The organism is Nocardia vermiculata NBRC 100427, assembly GCF_001613265.1.
Taxonomy (GTDB): domain Bacteria; phylum Actinomycetota; class Actinomycetes; order Mycobacteriales; family Mycobacteriaceae; genus Nocardia; species Nocardia vermiculata.
Genome location: NZ_BDCA01000012.1, coordinates 1 through 15,836, shown reverse-complemented (window position 1 = coordinate 15,836; position 15,836 = coordinate 1). Strand labels below are relative to the sequence as shown.

The following is a 15,836-nucleotide window of genomic DNA, read 5'->3' as shown; positions in this document are numbered from 1 at the left end:
GGTTACGGAGTCCGGGGACGGCCGGAAACGGTCTCAGGGTGGAGCACCGGCCCCTACCGCGGTAGGAGATCAGGGCCGGCGCACGGTGACGCGTTCGACGTCGGCGCGGTGTTCCATCCGCTCCGGATCGGCGGCGGTGACCTGCACCAGCGATGCACCGGCCGCGTAGACCGCCAGCAGACCGTCGAGCAGCCGGACCGGGGTGTCCCATTCGCTCGTCGACAGCACCCGGTCCGCCGCCGTGAAGCCCTGGCGTTGCGCGGAGGCGCGAGCCGATTCCAGGGTCTGTGCGACGGAGGCGCCGTCGAGGGCCGCACCCGCGCCGGCCGGGTGGAACTGGTCGCCGTGTGCGCGCACCGAGGTGGCGAAGTCGGTGATACCGACGGGGAGATCGGCCACCGGCCCGCCCATCGGATCCAGGGACAGCGCCGCCACCTCCGCGATGTCGTCGGTCTCGTTCATCCGAGCGGCCGATACCAGTGCCAGTTCGGCATCGGCGTCGGGGACCAGGACCACTTCGGTCCCGGCCCACCAACAACCCAGCAGCACCGCGGCGGTCTGCCAGTGCGCCGGCAGCAACACCGACACCCGTGCGCCTGCGGTGAGCCCGAATTCGTCGCGGATCATATTGGCGGTCTTGGCCGCCCAGTTCGCGAGCGTCAGCCCGGACAGTTCGATTCGAGCGCCGGTGCTGTCGTCGTAGTGGGTGATTCGAGGCGCCGCAGGCTCGCGAGCGAGGATCGGTTCCAGCAGCGCATCGGTGAGAGTGTCGTTCAATTCACGCATTTCGGTCCGTTCTGGCCGGCGTCGATGGGCGGCGCCGGCGGCACCGGGGTCGCGGTGCCATTGGAACTCGAGGTTCCCGACATGTCGAACAGGCTTCCGGCCGCCGAGCCCGGACCAGAATAGTCATCGGCCAGCACGACCCGCACCGCACCCTCCGGCAGGTCCGGATCGGTGTCCACGGTCAGCCCGCCCAGCGCCTCGGCGACGGTCTTCGCCGCCGGGTCGGAATCCTTCGCCGCGAGGACCCTGCTGCTGCGGACCGGCTCCCCGGACCAGTTGGCCACGGTGCCGGTGTGGAAACCCTTACCGGTCAGCTCCTGTGCGACCTGTCCGGCCAGTCCGCCGGTGGTGCCGGCGTTGTAGATGTCGGCGGTGATCGACTCGGGGGCCACCGCGGGGTGGTCGTCTTTCGAGGACTTCTCGGGTTCGGCGCCGACCGCGGTGGCGACGAAGGAGGCCACCGAACCCGGATCGACCTTCACCACGGATTCACCATCGGAGGTCGTCGCGTTGAGATCCTCCACCGGGATGGTCTCGAAATTCACTTTTCCGCCGGACAGATCCCGCAGCTGATGCATGAAAGCCACGACGTCCCAGTCCTGGTCCAGCACGATGGTGCGCCCCACCGCGTCGCTGAGTTCGCGCAGCTTCGCGGGGTTGGCGAGCAGTTCGGCGCTGAGTGCCTGGTTCACCAGCTGAGCCATGAACACCTGCTGGCGCACGATCCGGTCCAGGTCGCCGCGGGGCAGCGCGTGGCGTTGACGCACGAAACTCAGCGCCTGCGCCCCTTCCAATCGCTGTGGTCCGGCGGGGAAATTCGCACCGGAGAGCGGTTCGTCCACCGGATTGTTCAGGCATACGTCGACACCGCCCACGGCATCGGTGAGCAGGACGAAGCCCAGCAATCCGACCTCGGCGTAGTGATCGACCGTGATCCCGGTGAGTCCGGCGACCGATTTGATCAGCGCCTGCCGCCCGGCCTGGTTGGACTTCTCTTCGATCTGGGCGTCCGACAAACCCTCGCCGGCCAGTTCGTCGGCGGTCTTCGCCTTGGTCGTGCCGTATGCGGAGTTGATCTTGCCCTTGCCGATGCCGGGGATATCGACATAGGAATCCCGGGGGATCGAGATGGCGGTGGCCGAGCGACCGTCGTTGGGGACTCGGACCAGCACGATGGTGTCGGTGTTGGTGCCGACTTCGTCACCGGCATGCAGCATCGCGCGTTCGCGGTCGCTGAGCGGGTTGCCGTGCGCGTCGGTGCGGCTGTCGATGCCGACCATCAGGATGTCGACGGCGCCGTCGTGCCCGCCGCCCAGGCCCAGATTGCCGATCCGCTCGATGCCGGAGATCAAGGTGCCCACGCTGTGCCAGCCGAATCCGGTGACGATGAACACCACCGCCGCCGCGGCGGCGGCCAGCAGCTTGCCGGCGGAGCGGTTCGGCTGGGGGTGCGGACGCGGACGAGCCCCCCGTGCGCGTGGAACGCGGCCGCCGCGCAGTGGTGCGCCGGCGCCGCGTGCCGGCGGCCGTGCACTTCTGTTCTGCGGCACTTCGAATTCCTTCTCGACTCTGGATCGATCCTCGCCCGAGGCTATCCAACCGTTCCGGCTGCACCGTTGAACCGCTGCTGGCGCGGCGTGCCAGACTTGCCGCGTGAGACCCGTTTCGCAATCCAGGCTCGTGGTGACCGGCGCCGGTGGTCAGCTCGGCCGCGCCCTGCTCGCCCGATCCGCCGGAGCGATCGCACTGCGCCGCGACGACCTCGACATCTGCGACGCCGCGGCCGTGCGGTCGGTGCTGCGTCCCGGTGACGTGGTGATCAACTGTGCCGCCTATACCGCGGTCGACGCCGCCGAATCCGATCCCGACGCCGCCTTCGCCGGAAACGAGACCGGTCCGGAAGTGCTGGCCACCGCCTGCCGGGTAGCCGGCGCGCGACTGATCCACGTATCCACCGACTACGTGTTCGACGGCACCAGCACCCGGCCCTACGAACCGGAGGATCCGACGGGGCCGGTCACGGTGTACGGGCGCTCCAAATTGGCCGGTGAGCAGGCGGTGCTGCGTGCCTGCCCGGCGGCGACGGTGGTGCGCACCGCCTGGGTCTACACCGGCGATCACGGCGATTTCGTGGCCACCATGCGGCGGTTGGCGGCCGCGGGCGGCCCGGTATCGGTCGTCGACGACCAGATCGGCTCACCCACCTACGCGCCGGATCTCGCCGCCGCGCTGCTCGAGCTCGCCGCCCGCTGCCCCGAGGTACGCCTGCTGCACGCCGTCAACGACGGTGCGGTCAGCTGGTTCGAGGTCGCCCGTGCCATCTTCGCCGAACTCGGTGCGGATCCGGAACGGGTCAGCGCATGCACCACCGCAGATTTTCCGAGACCTGCACCGCGCCCGCAGTATTCGGTCCTGTCGCAGCGGTCCTGGACAGCCGCCGGGCTGACCCCGCTGCGCGGGTGGCGACCCGCGCTGGCCGAAGCGATGGCCGTGCTGCGCGGTTCTGCTCGGCTGCCTGCAGCGGGCTCCGACCGGATAGGGTGAGAACCCGTGAGCGCTTCGGATTCACCCTCTCCCGCGGACCGTACCCCCGAACTGGCAATTGTCACCGTCACCTATTCGCCGGGGGAGCACCTCGAACACTTCATCAGCACCCTGGCCACTGCCACCGAGACCAAACCGCGCGTCATCATGGCCGACAACGGCTCGACCGACGGTGCCCCGGAGCTGGCCGCCGAAGCCAATGAGCATGTGACCCTGCTGCGTACCGGAGGCAATATCGGTTACGGCGGCGCGGTGAACCGCGCGGTGGCCGAGCTCGGTCCCGAGATCGAATACATCGTCATCGCGAATCCCGATGTCCGCTGGGGCACCGATTCGCTCGATCGGCTGCTCGTGGCCGCACAACGGTGGCCGCGGGCCGGCGCGCTGGGGCCGCTGATCCACGAGCCCGACGGCAGCATCTATCCGTCCGCGCGTGCGGTTCCCGGCCTGCTCGACGGTGCCGGGCATGCGATCCTCGGCACGGTGTGGCCCGGTAATCCCTGGTCGCGGCGCTACCGTCAGGAGAACGAGGAGATCGCCGAGCGCACGGTCGGCTGGTTGTCGGGCTCGTGCCTGCTGGTCCGACGGGCCGCGTTCGAGGCTATCGAGGGCTTCGACTCCCGCTACTTCATGTACATGGAGGATGTCGACTTCGGCGACCGGATCGGCCGCGCGGGCTGGCACAACGTCTTCGTGCCGGAAGCCGAGGTCACCCACGCCAAGGGGCATGCGGCGAGCAAGCACCCGGAGACGATGTTGCCCGCCCACCACGCCTCCGCCTATCGTTTTCAGGCCGATCGTCATCCGCACTGGTGGCAGGCCCCGCTGCGGTGGGCGTTGCGCGGTGGACTTGCGATTCGCTGCAAACTTGCGGTTCGATCTGCGCTGCGTGAGCGCGACCGCACTGCGGTGTGAGCGCGCGTGTGAACCGAAGCTGAACAGAGGAAGACAGATGCCGGATACTCCGGAGGGAGCGGGCGTGAACACCGCTACGGATGCCGTGATCCTGGTGGGCGGCCAGGGCACGCGGCTGCGCCCGTTGACACTGTCGGCGCCGAAGCCGATGCTGCCGGTAGCCGGTCTGCCGTTCCTGCACCACCTGCTGGCGCGGATCGCCGACGCGGGCATCCGCCACGTGGTTCTGGGCACCTCGTTCAAAGCCGAGGTCTTCGAGGAGCATTTCGGCGACGGTGCCGAGCTCGGCCTCGAGCTCGAATACGTCACCGAGACCGAACCGCTGGGCACCGGCGGCGGCATTCGTAACGTGCTGCCCAGACTGCGCGCCGACAACGTGATGGTGTTCAACGGCGATGTGCTCGGTGGCGCCGATCTCGGTGCGATTCTCGACACCCACACCACCACCGGTGCCGATGTGACACTGCATCTGGTTCGAGTCGGTGATCCGCGTGCCTTCGGCTGCGTGCCGACCGACGAGAACGGCCGGGTCACCGCCTTCCTGGAGAAGACGCAGGATCCGCCGACCGACCAGATCAACGCCGGCTGCTACGTCTTCCGCCGCGAGTACATCGAGAAGATCCCGTCCGGGCGCCCGGTGTCGGTGGAGCGCGAGGTCTTCCCGTCGCTGCTGGCGGAGGGAGCCCACATTCAGGGCCACGTCGACGCCTCGTACTGGCGGGATATGGGTACGCCGGAGGATTTCGTGCGGGGCTCCGCCGATCTGGTGCGCGGTATCGCCCCGTCGCCGGCCCTGCCGGGCCAGCGTGGGGAGTCGCTGGTGCATGCCGGTGCGGGGATCGCGCCGGGTGCGCTGCTGATCGGTGGCACGGTCGTCGGGCGCGGCGCCGAGGTCGGTGCCGGTGCGCGGTTGGACGGTGCGGTGCTGTTCGACGGTGCCCGGGTCGAGGCCGGTGCGACGGTGGAGCGTTCGATCATCGGTTTCGGCGCGCGGATCGGTCCTCGCGCGCTGGTCCGTGACGGTGTGATCGGTGACGGCGCGAGCGTCGGCGCCCGCTGTGAACTGCTGCGCGGGGCGCGGATCTGGCCGGGCGTGGATCTGCCCGACGGTGGCATCCGCTTTTCCACCGACGTGTAGCCGCGCGCGGTGCGCGCATCGCTACCATGCCTAGCATTGCTAGAATTTCGGTATGACCGCACAGGAACGTAAGGAACGCGAACGCGCGCAGCGGCGGCAGGCAATTATCGACAGCGCCCGTGAGCTGGCCGAATCCGACGGCTGGGAGGCGGTGACGGTTCGCCGCCTCGCCGACCGGATCGAGTACAGCCAGCCGGTGCTCTACAGCCACTTCTCCGGTAAACGAGCCATCGTCTCGGCCGTCGCCGAGCAGGGCTTCGCGCAGCTGGGGCGGGTGCTGCATGCGGCGCGCGTGGGGGCGAGCGGGCCCGGTGCGGCCATGGAGGCCATGGCGCGCGCCTACCTGGATTTCGCGTCCGGAAATCCGGCGCTCTACGAGGCGATGTTCGTGCTGGATACCGAATTGGTGTTCGGGCCGGACGCACCCGAAGCGCTGCGCACCTCGTTCGGTGAGCTCGAGCAGTTGTTCATCGACAAGGTCGGCGCCGCGGAATCCGGTGCGTATACAGAGGTCTTCTGGAGCGCCGTGCACGGGATGGCCGAACTGGACCGTGGTGGGCGACTGCGTCCGGACCTGGTCGAACAGCGCATGCGGGTACTGATGCGCTGGGGTGAGCACCGGGACTGACCGACCGGACACCATGTGGTCCGGCCATGTCCGGACGGGTTGTGAACACCGCCGGAATTCGATGGGAGCCTGCCGGTTTCGCCGGTCACTCGAAAGCTGCCCCGCCGCCGATGTATCCCGGCGGCCTACAGTGGGTGCATGGCGGATGCGGTAGTGGTCGGTTCGGGACCCAACGGTTTGGCCGCGGCCGTGCTGATGGCGCGCGCGGGGATCGCGGTCGAGGTGTTCGAGGCGAGCGAGACGGTCGGTGGTGGCTGCCGTACCGCCGAGTTGACGCTGCCCGGATATCACCACGACATCTGTGCGGGAGCCCATCCGATGGCGGTGGCCTCCCCGTTCTTCCGGGCCTTCGATCTGGCCGCGCACGGTGTCGACCTGCTCACGCCCGAGATCTCCTACGGGCACCCGCTCGACGGCGGGGATGCCGCCCTGGCCTGGCGTGATCTAGACCGCACGGTCGAGGGGCTGGGATCCGACGGCCCGGCCTGGCGGCGTCTGTTCGAACCGCTGCTGCGGCACCCCGAGGCAGCGGTGGCACTCGCGATGTCGGATTACCGTCACATACCTCGCGACCTGATCACCGCGGTGCGTTTCGGTCGCCGAGTGTTCGAACAGGCGAGCCCCGCTTGGAACCTGCGTTTCTCCGGCGATCGGGCCGCCGCTCTGTTCACCGGGGTCAGCGCGCATGCGATCATCCCGCCGCAGGCGTTCTCGGCCGCCGGGGTGGCGCTGCTGTTGGGCACCCTCGCTCACGCGGACGGGTGGGCGATCCCGCGCGGCGGTTCGCAGGCCATCGTCGATGCGCTGATCGACGACCTGTTGCGCCACGGCGGTCGCGTGCACACCGGCCACCGGGTGACCTCGCTGGACGAATTCGCCACGGCCGACGCCGTGCTGCTGGACACCGCACCGACCGAACTCCTGCGGATCGCCCGGTTGCCGCGCACCTACCGGAACATGCTGCAGCGCTACCGATTCGGCGGTGCGGCCTGCAAGGTGGATTTCGCGCTCTCCGGTCCGGTGCCGTGGCGGGCGACCGATCTCGCCGCGGCGGGCACCGTGCATGTAGTCGGCTCCCGCGCGGAGGCGGTCGTGGCCGAGCAGGAGGTCGCGTCCGGCCGGCATGCCTCCCGGCCCTACGTTCTGGTGATTCAGCCCGGCGTGGTCGACGATTCACGCGCTCCTGCCGACTCGCAGACCCTCTATGCCTACGCGCATGTCCCCAACGGCTCGGCGCGCGATGTGAGCGGAGCCGTCATCGCGCAGATCGAACGCTTCGCGCCCGGCTTCCGTGACCTGATCCAGGCCACTCACGTGTGTCCGGCGACCCGGATGCCCGATCACAACCCCAACTACGTCGGCGGCGATATCGCGGCGGGTGCGATGACGCTGCGGCAGACGGTGTTCCGCCCCACTCCACGCTGGAATCCCTATTCCACTCCGCTCCCCGGCGTCTACCTGTGCTCCTCGGGTACCCCGCCCGGCCCGGGAGTGCACGGCATGTGCGGGATGAACGCCGCAAGGCATGCCCTGCGCGACCGTTTCGGTATCCGCAGCGCTCCGGAGGTGCTGTTGCGGACGCCGGCGTTGGTCTGAGCCGCCGCCGACGCCTCGTGTTCCGGCGATGAGCCACCCCGGTCGGGCTTCCGGTGCGAGCCCGGGCGTCCTACGCGGGCCGGGCGAGCACAGGGTAGGCCCTCAGGCGGGCTGGGTGCGGTAGAGGTCCGGTTCGATGTACATCACGCGTGCAGCCGGGACCGCGACACGTACCCGGGCCTCGGCCTCGTCGATCGCGGTGGCGATGGTGGCGATATCCAGACCGGGCACGATCGCAACCTTCGCTGCCACCAGCATCTCCTCCGGGCCGAGATACTGGGTGCGCAGGTGAATCACTCGGTCGATGCTCCGGCCGTCCACCAGATTGGTGCGGATCGCCTCGTCCTCGGCCGGGGTCGCACCCTCGCCGATGAGCAGGCTCTTCATCTCCACGATCAGAACCACCGCGATGATCCCGAGCAGCAGGCCGATGCAGAGCGTGCCGATCCCGTCCCAGACGGGGTTGCCGGTGACACTGGTCATAATGACCGCGACCAGTGCGATGAGCAGGCCGATCAGCGCACCGGTGTCCTCGAGCAACACGACGGGAAGCTCCGGACTCCGCGAGTTGCGGATGAACCGCCACCAGCTCGCCCCCTGGCGCAGCGGTGAGGATTCCCGCATCGCGGTGACGAAGCTGAATCCCTCCAGCGCCACGGCGATGAGCAGAATCACGATCGCCACGATCGGAGAGGACAGCTCTTCGCCGTGCTGGACCTTGTGAATGCCCTCGTAGATCGCGTACATGGAGCCGAGGGAGAACAACACCAGCGCCACGACGAACGAATAGAAGTACCGGTTGCGTCCGTATCCGAACGGATGCAGTTCGTCGGCCTCCTGCTCGGCGCGTTTCTGGCCGAGCAGCAGCAACCCCTGGTTGCCGGTGTCGGCCACCGAGTGCACCGCCTCGGCCAGCATCGATCCCGATCCGGTGATCGCGGCGCCGACGAACTTCGCCACCGCGATGCCGGCGTTCGCGGACAGTGCCGCGAAGATCGCCTTTTTACCGCCTCCTGCAGACATGGTGCAGCCCCGGTCCTTTCGTTCCCGGCACATGCCGGTGTCCGATTTGCTCGATCAATCTACTAGGTGTGCGGAGTGTGGTCCCGGCTCAGCTCGCGCTCGGTCGGCGCCGGACTCATTCACCGACGCCGGCACAGAACAGCTGGGCCGGGCCGTCGACGGCGTGCGCGTGGATATCGGTGTCGGTGGCGGAGATCCACGCGGCATTGCCGGCGCGGATCGTCAATGTCTCGCTCACGTGCGTCAACCGCACCATTCCCGCGGTCACCAGCATGATGCCCGGCCCGGCGCGCGGTATCTCCACCGGTTCGGCGCCCGCGGCGAGTTCGATCCGCCGCAGCGCGAACTCCGGTGCGGGCGTGTGGTATCGGAACGATCCCGCGCCGTCGGATTCGGCCTCGACGATCGGCAGCCGCAAGGGCTCGAAGTCGAGTACACGCAGTAGTTCGGGCACATCGACGTGTTTGGGGGTGAGGCCGCCGCGCAGCACGTTGTCGGAGTTGGCCATGATCTCCACACCGATTCCGCGCAGATAGGCATGCAGACTGCCGGCGTCCAGGTACAGCCCTTGTCCGGGCTCGAGGGTCAGCCGGTTCAGCAACAGTGCTGCCAGTACCCCGGCATCTCCCGGATAGGCCTCGGCGAGTTCGAGTGTGGTGCGCGCTTCGGCAGCGAATTCCTTGTCGTGTCCCGAGGTTTCGGGAGTATCACCCTGTTCGAGATACCGCACACAGCCGTCGAGTACCTTCGGCAGCAGCGTCGACAGGATCGCCTGCGGCAGTGTGATCCAGGTGGTGAACAGGGTGCGAAGGCCGCCCGAATCCGGCTGCGCGGCCAGTAGTTCGGCGTATTGTTTCAGTTCCGGCACGTTCAGGGCGAGCAGCAGCTCGACGGTACGTAGCGGATCACGAAAACCGGCCAGCGCCTCGAATCGGTCCAGTGCCACCACCAACTCGGGTTTGTGGCTGTCGTCGCGATAGTTGCGCATCGGCGAATCCAACGGCACCCGAGTGTGGTTCTCCCGAGCGAACCCGGTGCGGGCCTGATCGGCACTGGGGTGGGCCTGGAGCGACAACGGTTCCTCGGCGGCGAGGATCTTCAACAGGAACGGTAGTCGGCCGTCGAATACCGTTGCCACCGCACCCAGCTCACGCTGCGGATCGTCGTCGAGCAGTTCCAGTAGTGACCGGACATCGCCGTCGGCACGGATTTTCGCCGGATCGGCGGGATGGGCACCGAACCACAGTTCGGCTTCCGGGTGCGGGGAGGGGACGTCCCGGCCGCACAGCTGAGCGAGTGCGGTGCGTGAACCCCAGGCATAGGTACGCAACGCACCAACGAGTTCGTGCACTAGTTGCGGCCCCCGTCGTAGTGGGCAGGGCGGTCCGCGGCCGCCGGGCCGCTGGACAGCCGCAGGTAGGCCGCTGCCATCTCCAGCCGCAACGCGAGCACGGCGAGCTGTTCGAGCTCACTGCCGCGTCCGGCGCCGGGTGCGCGAGTTTTCTCCGCACCGGCGTCGCGCGGCACACTGGCGTCGCTGCCCATCAGCTCGGCATCGATATTGACCAGGTCGGCGTCCACGACGCCGGCACCGGCACCGAACACGGCCAGCCTGCGCCGTGCGGCGACCTGATCGGAGTCCGCGCTGATCACGAAGATTCGGGCCCGGTCGACCGGTGGGGGACCGTCGAGTTGCTCGTCGTGGAACAGCGGATCGTAGCCGGGTGCGGCCACCTCCGCGGATTCGACGAGCCGGGTGTTCGCGGCGACCGCCTCGGTGAGATCGGCGGAGGCGGCAATCTGACCGGCGGTCTGCAGCAGGATCTCGGCGCCGTGCTGAGCCACGACCGCCGCGGCGGGTGAGTCTCCGGTGAGAACCAGCCGCCGCTCCCGCATCCGTGCCGCGAGCGTCTTCGCCGGATTGTGGAATGCCTCGTTGTGCGGGCCGTCGCGTAGCGCTTCGGCGTCCAGCACGTCGGCGAGTTCCTCGAGGTCGGGAACGAGTGGGCCGATATGCATGGGGTCGACGGCGCGCAGCACCGCGACCCCGACGGCCAGGAAACGCAGGAAGCGGTTGTGGTCGAGCACCGGCACCCGCGGCGGAAGCACGGTGGCGCGTCCGGCGGCCGCGGCCCGCATCGGGCCCTCGTCCGGCGCGGCGACGACCACTTCGGCACCACGGCGCAACGCGCGGTCGACGGTGCCGGTGAGGCGCGGGTCGGCGGAGTCGTCACCCGCGACGATCACCACGTCCAGCGAACCGACCCACTGCGGAATGGTGGTGGTGCTGACGATGGGCAGGCCGGCGCGGTCACCGAGCGCCGCCTGCAAGAGCGTGGCGGCCCGTGCGGCGCGGCCGGTGCCCGATACCAGCACCAGACTGCGCGGCTGCAGCCCCTGAAGGCGAGTGAGCGCGTCGTCGCCGACCGTGGCCGCGGTGGCACGCACCTGGGCGCCCCCCGATGCGGCCGAGCGCAATATCCCTCCGGAATCGGCGGCCTCCAACGAGGCGACGTCATCGAGGTCGAGTACCGGTGTCCCTGCGATCATCGGGCGTTGCCACCTCCCCTCAATCGGGCCACCACGCCGGGTGAAGTCTTTGTTCCCGGCCGGATCCGAGCCCTGTGATTCCACTATTCCAGTCAGCCGCGCACGATGCTCAGAATCTCGGTCACGAGTGCGTCTACTTCTTCGGACGAACGAGCTTCGACATTGAGCCGCAACAGCGGTTCGGTATTGGATGCGCGCAGATTGAACCATGCCTGCCCGGGCAAGTGCACCGTCACACCGTCGAGCCGGTCCACCGACCGGGCGCGCTCCTCGAACGCTTCGACAACCGCCATGGTCCGCTCCTTCGCATCCGCCACTGTGGAGTTGATCTCCCCGGACGCCGAATATGTTGCATACGCGGATGCGAGCTCCGACATCGTCGGGCCGCCCTCCGCACCCTCGCTCCCGCCGAGCGCGGCCAGGACGTGCAGCGCGGCGAGCATACCGGAGTCGGCACCCCAGAAATCGCGGAAGTAGTAGTGCGCGGAATGCTCACCACCGAAGATGGCTCCGGTCGCGGCCATCTGCTGCTTGATGAAGGAATGCCCGACCCGGGTGCGTACCGCGGTGCCGCCGAGTTCGGCGACCAGTTCGGGCACGGCCTGTGAGGTGATCAGGTTGTGGATGACGGTCGCGCCGGGTTCCTTGGCCAGCTCGCGCTGGGCGACCAGGGCCGTGATCGCGGACGGGGAGACCGGTTCACCGCGCTCGTCGACGACGAAGCAGCGGTCGGCGTCGCCGTCGAACGCCAGTCCGATGTCGGCGCCGGTATCGCGGACGAAGTTCTGCAGATCGACGAGATTCTTCGGGTCCAGCGGGTTGGCCTCGTGGTTGGGGAACGAGCCGTCGAGTTCGAAGTACAGCGGGGCGATGGTCAGCGCTTCGACCGGCCCGAGTACCGCCGGCACGGTATGGCCGCCCATCCCGTTGCCGGCGTCGACCGCGACCTTCAACGGCCGGATCCCGCTCAGATCGACCAGGCCCCGCAGGAATTCGGCGTACGCCTCGAGCAGATCCTGCTCGGTAGCCTGACCGCGCGGTCCCGTGCCGGCCGGCACACCGTCGATCAGCTCGTCCGCGATGGTGGCCAAACCGGTTTCCTGCCCGACCGGGCGCGCGTTCGCGCGGCAGAGCTTGATGCCGTTGTAGCGGGCCGGGTTGTGGCTGGCGGTGAACATGGCGCCCGGGCACTCGAGGTGACCGGAGGCGAAATACAGCTGGTCGGTGGACGCGAGCCCGATATGGACGACGTCGAGCCCCTGTTCCAGGACCCCCTCGGCGAAGGCTGCGGCGAGGGCGGGGGAGGAGTCGCGCATATCGTGGCCGACGACTACGCGGGTAGCGGCTGCGGCGGAATCGGTCTCGCCCGAGTTGCGGATCAGCCGGGCGAAGGATGCGCCCACGTCCCGGACCAGCCCGGCGTCGATCTGCTCTCCGACAACTCCGCGTATGTCGTATGCCTTGACAACTGCGTGAACGGACTCGGCGGACCGGGCGACTGTCATGACCAACACCCTAATAGGGCGGCGGGCCGCGGCGGGCTTCAGGCCGGTTGCGAGCGTGCCGCGCGTCGTCTGCGCTCAGTTCGGCGGATCGGGCAGCACGCGCAGGTGTCCGCGACGTCCGGTCCGGCCGGGGCGCTGTGGTCGCGCCGGGGGCGGGGCGTAGTCGGAGTAACCGCCCTGTTCGGGCTCGGCCGCGCGGCGGCGCATCCCGGCCTCGCGGACGGCTTCGGCCAGCGCGGTGAGATCGTCGTCGTCCGGTGTGCTGGAGGAGAATCCGCCCTCGTGCCGCACCATTTCCCAGCCCTTGGGGGCGGTGATCCGGGATCCGTGGGTTTCGCACAGATCCCAGGAATGCGGTTCGGCGACGGTGGCGAGCGGCCCGACGACGGCGGTGGAGTCCGAGTAGACATAGGTGAGCGTCGCAACGGCCGGATTCTTGCAGCCTGGGCGGCAGCAGCGACGCATGGGAATCACGCCAAGCAGACTAACCCCCCGCGCCGTGTGTCGCAGGTAGACACGCGGACCGACGGGCGTGTGTCCGGAGAGCGGGCATCGGTGTGGCGCGATTGCGCCGACTACTGTCGCCGGTATGACCCGATCGAAGAGGCGCTCCGTGACGGCCCGTTCGGTGGTACGTCGCGGTCGCGGTGTGCGCGGCCCGATGCTGCCGCCGTCGGTGCCCGCCCGGCGCACCCGCGGTGAACAGTTCGACCGACTGGTGCTGGAGGCGTTCGCGCCGCTGGACGCGCGCTGGCACGATCGCCTCACCAAACTCGATATCGCGGTCGACGACGTCCCGAAGATCCGCCCGTTGCACCCCGACTCGGTCACCTGGCCCGACGAGGTGGTCGCCGACGGCCCGGTCCCGCTGTCGCGCCTCATCCCGGCTGGGATGGACCGCCACAATGTCGCCACCCGAGCCCGAGTGGTCCTGTTCCGCAAACCCATCGAACTGCGAGCCCAGGACCCGGAGGACCTCCTGGATCTGCTCCGCGAGGTCCTGGTCCAGCAGATCGCGACCTACCTGGGAGTGGACCCCGACGTCATCGACCCCACGGGGGAGTGAAGGGCCGCAAACCCTGACCGGCCCAGCCGGTAGTCACCGACGTGGCACAGCCGTAAAAGCGGTTCGGCCATTAGAAATCTCCCGGTTCGCCTCCCTCCGCCGAAGCGAAGCGAGGCGAACCAGGAAACAAGACAACAGATTTCGTGAGTACATGGGTAACTCACCGGGAACGCCCAGAACCCGATTACGTTCCCGACAGCTACCCCGAAACGAGGCACTCACGACCCGCAAAGTTCGCGGAGAGGCGGGACAGTCAGCTGATGCCGCGCTTGAGGCGGCGGCGCTCCCGTTCGGACAGACCGCCCCAGATACCGAAGCGTTCGTCGTGCGCGAGTGCGTACTCCAGGCACTCGTCGCGTACTTCACAGCCGAGGCAGATCCGCTTGGCTTCCCGTGTGGAACCGCCCTTTTCGGGGAAGAAGGCTTCCGGATCGGTCTCGGCGCACAGCGCGCGTTCCTGCCACTGTTCTTCGATGGTGTCGAACATCGCATCGAAGTCGGTGACGATGAGACTCAGCTGTGGTGGTTCGGGTTTGCGTTGTGTACGTGCCCATTGTCCCCCGTGTGGGGTTCTGTCGAGCGATCCCTCGGTGTTCACCGTGCTGCCCCCCTCTCGTTCGTCGTTCCGGCTGTCGGCGCAGTCGTGTGTTGCCGCGCACGCTGTGGAATCGGTTTGCGATACACCGCCCGGAATGCCCGACGGGGCCAGCTCCTCGGCCATCGCTCCGCCTCCTCACTGTGTGTTAGCGCAGAATGTTTTTTCCGTCGGACCGAGCCTGCCCACCGACGGTCCCACACCGCGGCGTAGTCCCGCGGCCATCCCCGAGCTTGTCGTTCCGGTGCGAACATCTGTTCGAAACTCTATCTGCGCCATACGCTCTCACGCAGACCCGGAATGACATGTCTGTGATTAGACACGCCGGACGCGGCGATGGTCAAGCTGCCGACACAATTCCGTTACTATCCGCCGGCACCTTCGTCGCGACTCGGTAACCCCGGATTGGCAAATGACCAGCAAATACGCTCTAGTACACACTCTTCGTGGCACCGCATAGGCTGTGCAGATGTGACTGGAGAACAAGCGGACATCGCGACCGAGATCGAGCGAGATGATCGTAAACCGCGCATTGCGGTGTTGGTCGGTGGAGTCGGTGGTGCGCGCTTCTTGCAGGGTGTGCGGGAACTGCTGCCGGATGCGGATGTAACAGCGCTGGTGAACGTCGGTGACGACGTCTGGATGCACGGTTTACGTATCTGTCCCGACCTGGACACCTGCATGTACACCCTGGGTGGGGGTATCGATACCGAACGCGGGTGGGGTCGGGTCGGGGAAACCTGGCACGCCAAGGAGGAGCTCGCGAAATATCGTGCGCAGCCCGATTGGTTCGGACTCGGAGATCGCGATATCGCCACTCATCTCGTACGCAGTGAAATGCTGCGCGCAGGTTACCCGCTGTCGGCGGTTACCGAGGCGCTGTGTAACCGATGGCAGCCCGGCGTAAAACTTCTCCCCGCGACCGATGACAGGTGCGAAACCCATGTCGTGATCAGTGAGCCGGGCAATCCTGGCGAACGCCGCGCGATTCATTTCCAGGAGTGGTGGGTTCGGTATCGGGCAAACGTCGAGACCCATGGATTCGTCACAATCGGGGCCGAACAGGCCACTCCGGCCCCAGGTGTGACCGAAATCATAGAGAGTGCTGATGTGGTGTTGCTCGCTCCTTCGAACCCGGTGGTGAGCGTCGGTGCGATCCTCGCGGTGCCGGGAATCCGGGGCGCACTGCGCACCACCACCGCCAAGGTGGTGGGTTTATCTCCGGTGATCGGTGGAAAACCACTGCGCGGCATGGCGGACGAATGCCTGGAGGTGATCGGCGTCGAGACCTCGGCCGAGGCCATCGGGCGGCACTTCGGTGCCCGATCCGACACCGGCATCCTGGACGGCTGGCTGATCCATTCCACCGACACCGCAGACGTTCCGGGCGTCGAGGTCCGCAGCGTGCCCCTCCTGATGACCGACCCGGCCACCACCGCCGAGATGGTGCGCGAGGCCCTCGATATCGCGGGGGTCCCGGCATGAGCGGT

General features: G+C 68.0%; 15 protein-coding genes. 7 read left to right on the top strand and 8 right to left on the bottom strand.

The features are described from left to right. Positions 1-69: 69 nt before the first annotated feature. Together NV2_RS14405 and NV2_RS14400 are read right to left on the bottom strand one after the other, a co-directional pair. Positions 70-786, bottom strand: a complete 717-nt coding sequence (locus tag NV2_RS14405; protein ID WP_067873477.1) for a TIGR03089 family protein — start codon at positions 784-786, stop codon at positions 70-72. After that, a complete protein-coding gene (locus NV2_RS14400) occupies positions 774-2,207 on the bottom strand; it encodes an LCP family protein (protein ID WP_174550593.1) in 1,434 nt (477 codons plus the stop codon). The genes NV2_RS14405 and NV2_RS14400 overlap by 13 nt, the downstream gene beginning before the upstream one ends. Before the next feature lie 232 nt (positions 2,208-2,439). On the opposite strand from NV2_RS14400, the gene rfbD reads away from it, so the two are divergent. The 5 genes from rfbD to NV2_RS14375 all read left to right on the top strand — a co-directional run bounded on the left by rfbD (position 2,440) and on the right by NV2_RS14375 (position 7,607). Beyond that, the gene (rfbD, locus tag NV2_RS14395; protein WP_067873390.1) at positions 2,440-3,330 is read left to right on the top strand and encodes a dTDP-4-dehydrorhamnose reductase; all 891 of its coding nucleotides are present in this window, start codon (positions 2,440-2,442) and stop codon (positions 3,328-3,330) included. 6 nt (positions 3,331-3,336) lie between these two features. Then, positions 3,337-4,245: a glycosyltransferase family 2 protein gene (locus NV2_RS14390; RefSeq protein ID WP_067873387.1), complete on the top strand. Its 909-nt coding sequence runs from the start codon at positions 3,337-3,339 to the stop codon at positions 4,243-4,245. A 64-nt stretch (positions 4,246-4,309) separates the two neighbouring features. Then, complete coding sequence (gene manB, locus NV2_RS14385) at positions 4,310-5,383, top strand: mannose-1-phosphate guanylyltransferase (RefSeq protein ID WP_245662604.1); 1,074 nt, start codon at positions 4,310-4,312, stop codon at positions 5,381-5,383. Positions 5,384-5,435: 52 nt separating this feature from the next. Beyond that, a complete protein-coding gene (locus NV2_RS14380) occupies positions 5,436-6,011 on the top strand; it encodes a TetR/AcrR family transcriptional regulator (protein ID WP_067873380.1) in 576 nt (191 codons plus the stop codon). A 138-nt stretch (positions 6,012-6,149) separates the two neighbouring features. After that, a complete protein-coding gene (locus tag NV2_RS14375; RefSeq protein WP_067873378.1) occupies positions 6,150-7,607 on the top strand; it encodes a phytoene desaturase family protein in 1,458 nt (485 codons plus the stop codon). Positions 7,608-7,709: 102 nt separating this feature from the next. Here NV2_RS14375 and NV2_RS14370 read toward each other — a convergent pair whose 3' ends face one another. The 5 genes from NV2_RS14370 to NV2_RS14350 all read right to left on the bottom strand — a co-directional run bounded on the left by NV2_RS14370 (position 7,710) and on the right by NV2_RS14350 (position 13,150). Beyond that, entirely contained in the window at positions 7,710-8,630 is a 921-nt protein-coding gene (locus tag NV2_RS14370) for a cation diffusion facilitator family transporter (protein ID WP_067873375.1), read from the bottom strand. 115 nt (positions 8,631-8,745) lie between these two features. Further along, positions 8,746-9,981: a mannose-6-phosphate isomerase, class I gene (gene manA, locus NV2_RS14365; protein ID WP_067873373.1), complete on the bottom strand. Its 1,236-nt coding sequence runs from the start codon at positions 9,979-9,981 to the stop codon at positions 8,746-8,748. Beyond that, positions 9,981-11,180: an amino acid adenylation domain-containing protein gene (locus NV2_RS14360; protein WP_067873370.1), complete on the bottom strand. Its 1,200-nt coding sequence runs from the start codon at positions 11,178-11,180 to the stop codon at positions 9,981-9,983. Before NV2_RS14360 ends, manA begins: the two co-directional genes overlap by 1 nt. Before the next feature lie 92 nt (positions 11,181-11,272). Beyond that, positions 11,273-12,685 carry a phosphomannomutase/phosphoglucomutase gene (locus NV2_RS14355; protein WP_067873474.1) on the bottom strand — a complete coding sequence of 471 codons (1,413 nt, stop codon included), beginning with the start codon at positions 12,683-12,685 and terminating at the stop codon, positions 11,273-11,275. Between the two features lie 75 nt (positions 12,686-12,760). Then, positions 12,761-13,150 (bottom strand): DUF3499 domain-containing protein, encoded by a 390-nt coding sequence (locus NV2_RS14350; RefSeq protein WP_067873367.1) that lies wholly within the window; start codon positions 13,148-13,150, stop codon positions 12,761-12,763. A 124-nt stretch (positions 13,151-13,274) separates the two neighbouring features. Between NV2_RS14350 and NV2_RS14345 the strand changes: the two genes are divergently transcribed. Continuing rightward, on the top strand, positions 13,275-13,751 hold the full coding sequence (locus tag NV2_RS14345) for a metallopeptidase family protein (protein ID WP_067873364.1): 477 nt from the start codon (positions 13,275-13,277) through the stop codon (positions 13,749-13,751). 253 nt (positions 13,752-14,004) lie between these two features. On the opposite strand, the gene NV2_RS14340 is transcribed toward NV2_RS14345, so the two are convergent. After that, positions 14,005-14,238 carry a WhiB family transcriptional regulator gene (locus NV2_RS14340; RefSeq protein WP_084474685.1) on the bottom strand — a complete coding sequence of 78 codons (234 nt, stop codon included), beginning with the start codon at positions 14,236-14,238 and terminating at the stop codon, positions 14,005-14,007. 579 nt (positions 14,239-14,817) lie between these two features. On the opposite strand from NV2_RS14340, the gene cofD reads away from it, so the two are divergent. Beyond that, entirely contained in the window at positions 14,818-15,831 is a 1,014-nt protein-coding gene (cofD, locus tag NV2_RS14335; RefSeq protein ID WP_245662603.1) for a 2-phospho-L-lactate transferase, read from the top strand. Positions 15,832-15,836: the final 5 nt, after the last annotated feature.

What these genes read in the sequence shown, in the direction of transcription:
- NV2_RS14375 (WP_067873378.1), top strand. Translation starts at nt 6,150, where the DNA reads ATGGCGGATGCGGTAGTGGTCGGTTCGGGACCCAACGGTTTGGCCGCG.
- NV2_RS14370 (WP_067873375.1), bottom strand. Translation starts at nt 8,630, where the DNA reads ATGTCTGCAGGAGGCGGTAAAAAGGCGATCTTCGCGGCACTGTCCGCG.
- NV2_RS14340 (WP_084474685.1), bottom strand. Translation starts at nt 14,238, where the DNA reads ATGTTCGACACCATCGAAGAACAGTGGCAGGAACGCGCGCTGTGCGCC.
- NV2_RS14360 (WP_067873370.1), bottom strand. Translation starts at nt 11,180, where the DNA reads ATGATCGCAGGGACACCGGTACTCGACCTCGATGACGTCGCCTCGTTG.
- NV2_RS14380 (WP_067873380.1), top strand. Translation starts at nt 5,436, where the DNA reads ATGACCGCACAGGAACGTAAGGAACGCGAACGCGCGCAGCGGCGGCAG.
- NV2_RS14355 (WP_067873474.1), bottom strand. Translation starts at nt 12,685, where the DNA reads ATGACAGTCGCCCGGTCCGCCGAGTCCGTTCACGCAGTTGTCAAGGCA.
- NV2_RS14350 (WP_067873367.1), bottom strand. Translation starts at nt 13,150, where the DNA reads ATGCGTCGCTGCTGCCGCCCAGGCTGCAAGAATCCGGCCGTTGCGACG.
- NV2_RS14405 (WP_067873477.1), bottom strand. Translation starts at nt 786, where the DNA reads ATGCGTGAATTGAACGACACTCTCACCGATGCGCTGCTGGAACCGATC.
- NV2_RS14345 (WP_067873364.1), top strand. Translation starts at nt 13,275, where the DNA reads ATGACCCGATCGAAGAGGCGCTCCGTGACGGCCCGTTCGGTGGTACGT.